Here is a 7,279-nt window from a genome sequence, read left to right on the forward strand (position 1 = left end):
GCCCCCGTCATCCGCGCCGACCAGCTGACCAAGACGTTCGGGGCGGTACAGGCCGTCCAGGGGGTCAGCTTCGACGTGCCGCGCGGCCGCACGACCGCGCTGTTGGGCGCGAACGGCGCCGGCAAGACGACCACGATCGCGATGCTGCTGGGCCTGCTGCTGCCGACCAGCGGCACGGTCGAGGTGCTGGGCCACGACATGGTGCGCGCCCGCCACCGCGCGATGCCGCTGGTCAACTTCTCCAGCCCCTACGTCGACCTGCCGCGGCGGCTGAACGTGCAGCAGACGCTGAGCTTCTTCGCCCGGCTGTACGGCGTGCCGCGCCCGCGCCGGCGGATCGACGACCTGGTGCAGGAGCTCGACCTGGGCGAGCTGCGCCGGCGCCGGCTGGGCAGCCTGTCGGCCGGGCAGAAGACCCGGGTCACGCTCGCCAAGGCGCTGATCAACGCCCCGCAGGTGCTGTTCCTGGACGAGCCGACCGCCTCGCTCGATCCCGACACCGGGGACTGGATGCGCAGCTATCTGGAGACCTACCAGCGCGACAGCGGCTGCGCGATCCTGCTGGCCAGCCACAACATGGCCGAGGTCGAGCGGATGTGCCACGACGTGAAGATGATGCGCGGCGGCCGGATCGTGGACCAAGGCACGCCGCGCCAGCTGCTGAGCCGCTACGGGCGGGGCAACCTGGAGGAGGTGTTCCTGGACATCGCCCGCGACCGGCAGAGCGCCGGCGAACTGCCGCATCACGCGCCGGAAGGGGCGCTGGCGAAATGAGCCGGCTCGCCGACGCCACCACCTCCGAGGCGACCGGCAGCGTCGCCGGCCGGATCGGCGCGGTCGTGCTGCGGCACGTCTATCTGATGCAGACCAGCTGGCCGCGCGTGTTCGAGCTGATGTACTGGCCCACGATCCAGATGATCCTGTGGGGCTTCATCACCCAGTTCTTCCTGCAGCACAGCTCCTACGTGGCGCAGGCGGCGGGCGTGCTGATCGCCGCGGTGCTGCTGTGGGACGTGCTGTTCCGCGGCCAGCTCGGCTTCTCGCTGTCGTTCCTGGAGGAGGTCTGGTCGCGCAACCTGGGCAACCTCGCGGTCAGTCCCCTGACCCCGCGGGAGTTCCTGGCGGCGCTGACGGTGATGAGCCTGCTGCGCACGCTGATCGGGGTGCTGCCGGCGGCGGGGCTGGCGATCGTGTTCTACGAGTTCAACGTGTTCACGCTGGGCCTGCCGCTGGTCGCCTTCTTCACGCTCTTGCTGGTGTTCGGCTGGGCGATCGGGATGATGGTCTCCGCGCTGGTCCTGCGCGTGGGTCAGGGGGCGGAGAGCGTGGCCTGGCTGGCGATCTTCCTGCTGGCGCCGGTGTCGGCCGTCTACTACCCGATCGCGACCCTGCCGGAATGGCTGCAGCCGGTCTCCTGGATGCTGCCCACGGCGCCGGTGTTCGGGGGAATGCGGGCGATCCTGGTCGACGACACGGTGCGCTACGACCTCTTGATCCACGCCGCCCTGGTCGACCTCGCCTACCTCGGGCTGGGCGCGTTCCTGTTCCTCTACAGCTTCCACGTCGCCCGCAAGCGCGGGCTCCTGCTGCAGGTGGGGGAGTAGGGAAAGCTCTTCGCAAAAGCCGGTCCCGGCTCAGGGGTCCACTCCATCCTCCATCAGAAAAAATTCATCCCCCTCCTCCACGTAGGAGGAGGGGCTCGAGCAAGATCAAGGTCGACTCGACCTTGATCGATTTTGCTCTAGGGGAGGAGGCACGACGGGCATGCGCGCCGCGGGCAACCTCCTCTCCCCGCCCTCTCCTCCCATCCCACTGGAGGAGAGGGGGAAGTCGACTGGAGGAGAGGGGAGTTCGCGTGGCGGCGCCGCCTATTCCGCCGCGCGCTGCACCTCGGGCGCGCGGTCGAGCAGGTCCTCGGTGAGCGCGCGGGCGGCCCAGCTGTGAAAGGCCTTGGTCGGCGGGTCCATGACGGGGGAGAAGAAGCCGCCGTCGAACGCGGGGGAATGGCGGCCGGCCTGCATCCGCTCGACCAGGTCGACGTCCTCGGCGAACACCTCCTGCCAGCGCGCCAGCGTCGCCCGCCGGCTGTCGGCGTGGGCCTCGGAGACCGCCTCCGCGCCGACGTAGTAGACGTTCAGGTGCTCGACCGTCCGATCCGGGCCGAGCGGCTCCAGCCAGATCGTGAACAGGTGGTCGCACTGCACGCCGAGCAGCACGTTCGGGAACAGCGCGATGTACTCCGCCCCGGTGCGCGCCCATTCCGGCAGATCGTCGAACCGCGGCAACGGTGCGTCGTCGCTGGGCGCGTACTTCAGGCTGCCCTGCCCGGCGAAGCGCTCCGCGACCACGTTGTAGTGGTCGTCCAGCTTGGAATAGCTGTTCAGGTTCGGGTGAACCCAGGGCAGGTGATAGCTCTCGCAGTAGTTCTCCACCGCGAGCTTCCAGTTGCAGTTGACGCGGAAGTCCATCGCCCCGCCGGTCTCGCCGCCGTGGCGGATGCGGGAGAGGTCGTAGGCCTGCCAGCGCTCCGCCAGGGGTCGGATGTGGTCGGCGAAGGCGGGCGCGTTGCCGGCCAGGTTGACGAAGATCAGGTCGAACCAGACGGCCGTCGCCACCTCCTTCAGGCCGTGCAGCGACCGGTCCAGCTCGGCGTGGTCGTCGACGTTGAGCCCGCCGAAGTGCGGCGTGTGCTTCAGGGCGCCCGTGTCGACGTCGTAGCAGAAGCAGTGGTAGGGGCACTTGATCAGGCTTTTCACCCGGCCCGGCTGGGTCACCAGCTTGGCGCCGCGGTGGGAGCAGACGTTGTGGAACACCCGGACCCGGTCGTCGCGCCCGCGCACCGCCAGCAGCGGCACGCCCAGCATGTCGACCGGCTTGACCGCCCCGGCGCGGGGCAGGTCGGCCGCCACGCCGATGCAGGTCCAGGTGCGCGCCAGCAGCTGGTCGCGCTCAAGCATGGCGTAGGCCGGATCGGTATAGGCCTGATTGGGCAGGCCGCGGGCGTGCATGCCCGGCTGCTTCACCCGCCGCAGCTGGTCGCACAACTCGGCGCTCAGGCCCTCGGCGATCCGGATGTTGGCGGCGGTCTCGGCCATGGCGCGTCACCTCCGTTGGCGCGGGCGGGACTGTTGGCGTCGACCAGCATCGACGCACTGGTCTGGCGAGTCCCGGTCACATGTAGATTGCCGTGAGGTGCCCGGCGCGTGAACGGCATGATTTCTCATCCATCACATAACGTGGTGTAATGTGAAAACCGGTATGCCCGCGAGCGCGCACAACGCTTCGGCGGGTCCCCTCTCCCTTGACGGGAGAGGGCTAGGGTGAGGGTGGGACTGCTCGGCGGCTGGCGGAGACTCCCAGCCTCACCCGCCCACGCGGCTGCGCCGCGCGGGCCCCTCCCTCTCCCGTCGAGGGAGAGGGGCAGCAACGCGAGGACTCGAGAATGGCCCCACTCAACCGACAGCTGCCGCCGCTGGGCCCGCTGGTCGCGTTCGAGGCGGTGGCGCGGCACCTGTCGATCACCCGGGCCGCGGACGAGCTGGCGCTGACCCAGGCGGCCGTCAGCCGCAAGATCGCCGCGCTGGAGCACGAACTGGGGGTGCGCCTGTTCGACCGGCTGCACCGCGCCCTGCGCCTGACCGGCGAGGGCGAGCGCCTGCAGGCGGCGGCCGCCAGCAGCCTGGGCCACCTGGCGGAAACGGCGGAGCAGCTGCGCCGCCGCGGGGCGGGCGCGCAGGTCGAGGTGTCGACCACGATCGCCTTCGCCTCGTTCTGGCTGATGCCGCGGATCCCGCAGTTCCGGGCCCGCCATCCCGAGGTCGAACTGCGGCTGTCGGTCAGCGACCCGTACGTCGACCCGGCGCGCGAAGGGGTGGACGCGGGCATCCGCTACGGCGGCGGCGACTGGCACGGGGTGACGGCCGAACACCTGTTCGACGAGGAGGTGTTTCCGGTCTGCTCGCCCGGTTACCTGGCGGAGCACCCGGAACTCTCGGACCTCGCCTCGCTCGCCCGGCAGACGCTGCTGCACCTCGACGTCGACTACCACGCCTGGACCGACTGGGCGACCTGGTTCAGCGACCTGGGCGCGACCCCGCCGCCGCGCCGGCGCGGCCTGCAGTTCAACACCTACACCATCCTGATCCAGGCGGCGACGGCCGGCCAGGGCGTGGCGCTGGGCTGGCGACACATGGTCGACGATTTTCTCGACCAGGGCTCGCTGGTCCGGCCGATCGACGCGACCTACCGCCCGCGCGGCGCGTACTACCTGGTCAAGCCGCGCGGCCGCGCGCCGGACAGCGACGTCCAGGCCTTCACCGACTGGCTGCTCGCCGAAGCGCGCGGGTGACAGCGGGGTGGCGCAGCGGACCGCGGGATCCTCGCCTGGTTTCCTTTTGGGAAATGCCTGTGCACGCCAGGTTCGATTGTCGGCTGAGTCTTGCGCTTACATCAAAACGGCGGGTCAGCCGCCGGCGGTGAGCGCCTGGGCTTCCAGTAAGATGCCGCGACGGACCTCGCCGTCGTCGCCCAGGCGACCGATTTCCTGGCCGTCGACCATGACCTGCAAGCCGCCCGCGTTACCGGTGTGCAGCGTCAGGCCCGGCCGGTCGGGCACGTTGTAGCGGTCGCCCGGCCGCAGCAGGCGGGTCAGCACCAGGCCGTCGTCGGGCCCGCGCACCTGGACCCAGGAGCGCGCGGTGGCAACCAGCGTGACCCGGGAGTTCGCCGGGCTGGCGCCGAACGTGCGGCCGTCCGCGCCGGCGTCGCCGCCGCTCGGCGCGTTGGCGCTCTGGGTCTGCTGCGGGGCGGTCGGGATGCCGCTGTCGTCCTGCTGCATCTCCGGAACGGCTGGGGGGGCGGTGTTCCCGTCCGGTTCCGATCCGCCCTGTGCGGCCTGCGCGCCGGTCCCGGTCGCGCCCGTGCCGCCGGTGTCCGGCGCCGCCGGCGCGTCGGTCGACCGGTCGGCCGTCTGGGTCGGCGCCGAGGCGCCCCGCTGCTGCGTCGTCGGGGCGTCGGGCAGCTCGGGCGCGGGCGCATCGGCGGCCGTCCCGCCGCCGGTTGTCGCATCGCCGGCGCCGGTGTCCCCGGAACCGGTGCCGCTGGACCCGGTGCCGGGCGCGCTCGGCGCGTCGCCCTCCGACGTCGCCGACAGATCGGGGTCCGGCGCGGTTTCGGGCAGCTCGGCGACCTGCTCGGCCTGCATGCCGTCGGCGCCGGCATCCGCGGTATCGCGCGCGGAGCTGTCCGTGCCGCCGGCCGTCTGGTTCGAATCCGTATCAGCCGTGGCCGGCTCGCTGGTACGGGTGCCGGACAGGTCGGTCGCCTCCGGCACCGGCGGCGCCTCGGTCGCGCCGACCATGCGCTGCAGGCTTTCCGGCACCGCCGGCACCAGATCGGCGACCGACCGCTCGCCGTCGGACAGGTAGGCCCAGGCGCCATAGGCCACCGCAATCAACGCGATCGAGAGCACCAGGATGGGCCCGCCGGGGATCTTCCCCTCGTTCACCGGTTCGGGGAAATGCAGTTGCTGGTCGCGCTTGAGGCCCTGGCTCTCCTCCTTGAAGCGCTGCACGATCCGGTCGTCGTCCAGGCCCAGGAACTGCGCATAGCCGCGCACGAAGCCGACGGCGTAGGTCGGCCCGGGCAGTTCGTCGAACGCCGAGCGCTCGATCGCGTCCAGGTAGGCGTAGCGGATGCGCAGACTTTCCGAGACCTCGCGCAGGTGCAGGCCGTAGGTCTCGCGCTCGCGCTTCAGCCGCTCGCCCACGCTTTCGCGCTGCTCGCCGCCGCCCAAGCTGGGTTCGCCCCAGCCGGCGGCCGGTTCGCCGCGGGCGGATTGTGGGTAGGTTCGCCTCGTGTCGTCGGCCATTCGGTTATACGTTCGCCCGTGGCTGCCCAGGTGCTATCAGCGTGTCGTCAGTCTGCGGCGGCGCTGGTTTGAAAACGGTGAACGCGCGCGAAGAGGCGGCGCGCGCGCCAGTGCAGCGGCGCGGTGCGCCGACGCGGATCGACCCGTCCGGCCTTAGCCTGCCGGCCCGGGCGCTGCAAGACCCCGCCAGGTTCGACGCCGACCGGTGCCGACCGCGGCCGGGTACCGGCCCCGGTTCGCGCGCAGGCCGGCTCTGCTGGCACTTTTTGTAGCAAATGGCCGAACGGCGCGCCAAACCTTATCGCCACGCCCCCGATCTTGGGGCGGGACGGCGGATTGGCCGGCTGGGCCGGCGCCGCCCTGTCGCAGGCGACGCCGGCCCCGTTGCCACCCGTGGCTCCGGTACCCAGGCCCCGGCACTCAGGCCGCGGCCATCGCCGGCTGCCGGCGCGGACGAGCCGCCCAGTCGGTGCGCACGTCGGCCAGGAGCTGCTGCGCCATCGGGCTGTACGCCTGGATTTCATCCAGGTTGGGCGCGTCGAAGCTGCGGTAAAGCATGGCCGCGTGGCCGCCGCCCGGCAGGTAGCGGGGCAGCAGACCGCTGAAGCCGTAGCCCCGGCCGCGCAGCTGGGCGAACGCGGCCGCGCCGTCCGGCCGGTCGAGCGGGACCAGCACCTGCACCGTGCGCCGCCTGGACGCCGCGGCGGTGCGCTCCGCCCGGTCGATCCGCCGGGCGAAGTCGCCGCCCGCGCGGGCGAGCGTCAGGCGCGTCATGTCGAACCGCGGCAGGTCGAGCGTGTCCATCTCCGACCCGTCGTCCGCCAGATGGCGCGTGCCCGCGGCCGCGTGGACCGGCCCCGGCTCGCCGACCGCGGCGAGCAGATCGCCGACCCAGCCGCGGTACGTCTCGGGCAGGTAGGACGGCCGCGGGGCGACCTCCTGCACCGGCAGGTACTGCACGATCGTGGCGATCGCGCCGTGCGCGCCCTCCTTGGCCAGCATCCGCTGGGGCACGTAGTCGACCTCCAGCCCGACCTCCTTGAAGCCGGCCTCCGAGCAGACCTTTTGCGAGACCACGTGGTTGGTCAGCGAGGTCGCGAACACGCCCACGCACCCGGGATCGCGGGTGGCGTGGGTCAACGCCGCCTGGAACAGCCAGCGGAAGATGCCCGACTTGCGGTGGTCGGGCAGCACGATCGCCTGACCCATTTCCCACAGCCGCGGGTTCGGGGCGGAGCGGGCGAGCGCGATGTGGCCCGCGAGCCGGCCCTTCGGGTCGCGTACTAGCCCGGAAAATTCATGGGGGACGGCGGGTGTAGCCCAAGCTGCTGAATAGTCGTAAGATTTCGGTGTGGAGACGAAAACCTACGATCAGCAGGAGCTCACCCGCCGTGGTTGAACATACCCCTG

General features: G+C 71.4%; 5 protein-coding genes and 1 pseudogene. 3 read left to right on the forward strand and 3 right to left on the reverse strand.

What is annotated here, in order from left to right; genetic code table 11:
* Window positions 1-774 (forward strand): ABC transporter ATP-binding protein (locus CKO28_RS26025; protein ID WP_338050248.1); only part of this gene is annotated, 774 nt, incomplete at its 5' end.
* Window positions 771-1,604: an ABC transporter permease gene (locus CKO28_RS26030; protein ID WP_200344103.1), complete on the forward strand. Its 834-nt coding sequence runs from the start codon at window positions 771-773 to the stop codon at window positions 1,602-1,604. The genes CKO28_RS26025 and CKO28_RS26030, both read left to right, overlap by 4 nt.
* Before the next feature lie 264 nt (window positions 1,605-1,868).
* Here the strand turns inward: CKO28_RS26030 and CKO28_RS26035 are convergent, their stop codons facing one another.
* Window positions 1,869-3,095: an aromatic ring-hydroxylating oxygenase subunit alpha gene (locus CKO28_RS26035; RefSeq protein WP_200344111.1), complete on the reverse strand. Its 1,227-nt coding sequence runs from the start codon at window positions 3,093-3,095 to the stop codon at window positions 1,869-1,871.
* 347 nt (window positions 3,096-3,442) lie between these two features.
* Here CKO28_RS26035 and gcvA point away from each other — a divergent pair, with 347 nt between their 5' ends.
* Complete coding sequence (gcvA, locus tag CKO28_RS26040; protein ID WP_200344113.1) at window positions 3,443-4,348, forward strand: transcriptional regulator GcvA; 906 nt, start codon at window positions 3,443-3,445, stop codon at window positions 4,346-4,348.
* 114 nt (window positions 4,349-4,462) lie between these two features.
* Here gcvA and CKO28_RS26045 read toward each other — a convergent pair whose 3' ends face one another.
* A complete protein-coding gene (locus CKO28_RS26045; RefSeq protein WP_200344115.1) occupies window positions 4,463-5,869 on the reverse strand; it encodes a helix-turn-helix domain-containing protein in 1,407 nt (468 codons plus the stop codon).
* Between the two features lie 420 nt (window positions 5,870-6,289).
* A pseudogene (locus tag CKO28_RS26050) lies at window positions 6,290-7,159 on the reverse strand (GNAT family N-acetyltransferase); the annotation flags it as partial.
* Between the last annotated feature and the right edge of the window lie 120 nt (window positions 7,160-7,279).

The sequence above is a fragment of the Rhodovibrio sodomensis genome (assembly GCF_016583645.1).
GTDB lineage: Bacteria > Pseudomonadota > Alphaproteobacteria > Kiloniellales > Rhodovibrionaceae > Rhodovibrio > Rhodovibrio sodomensis.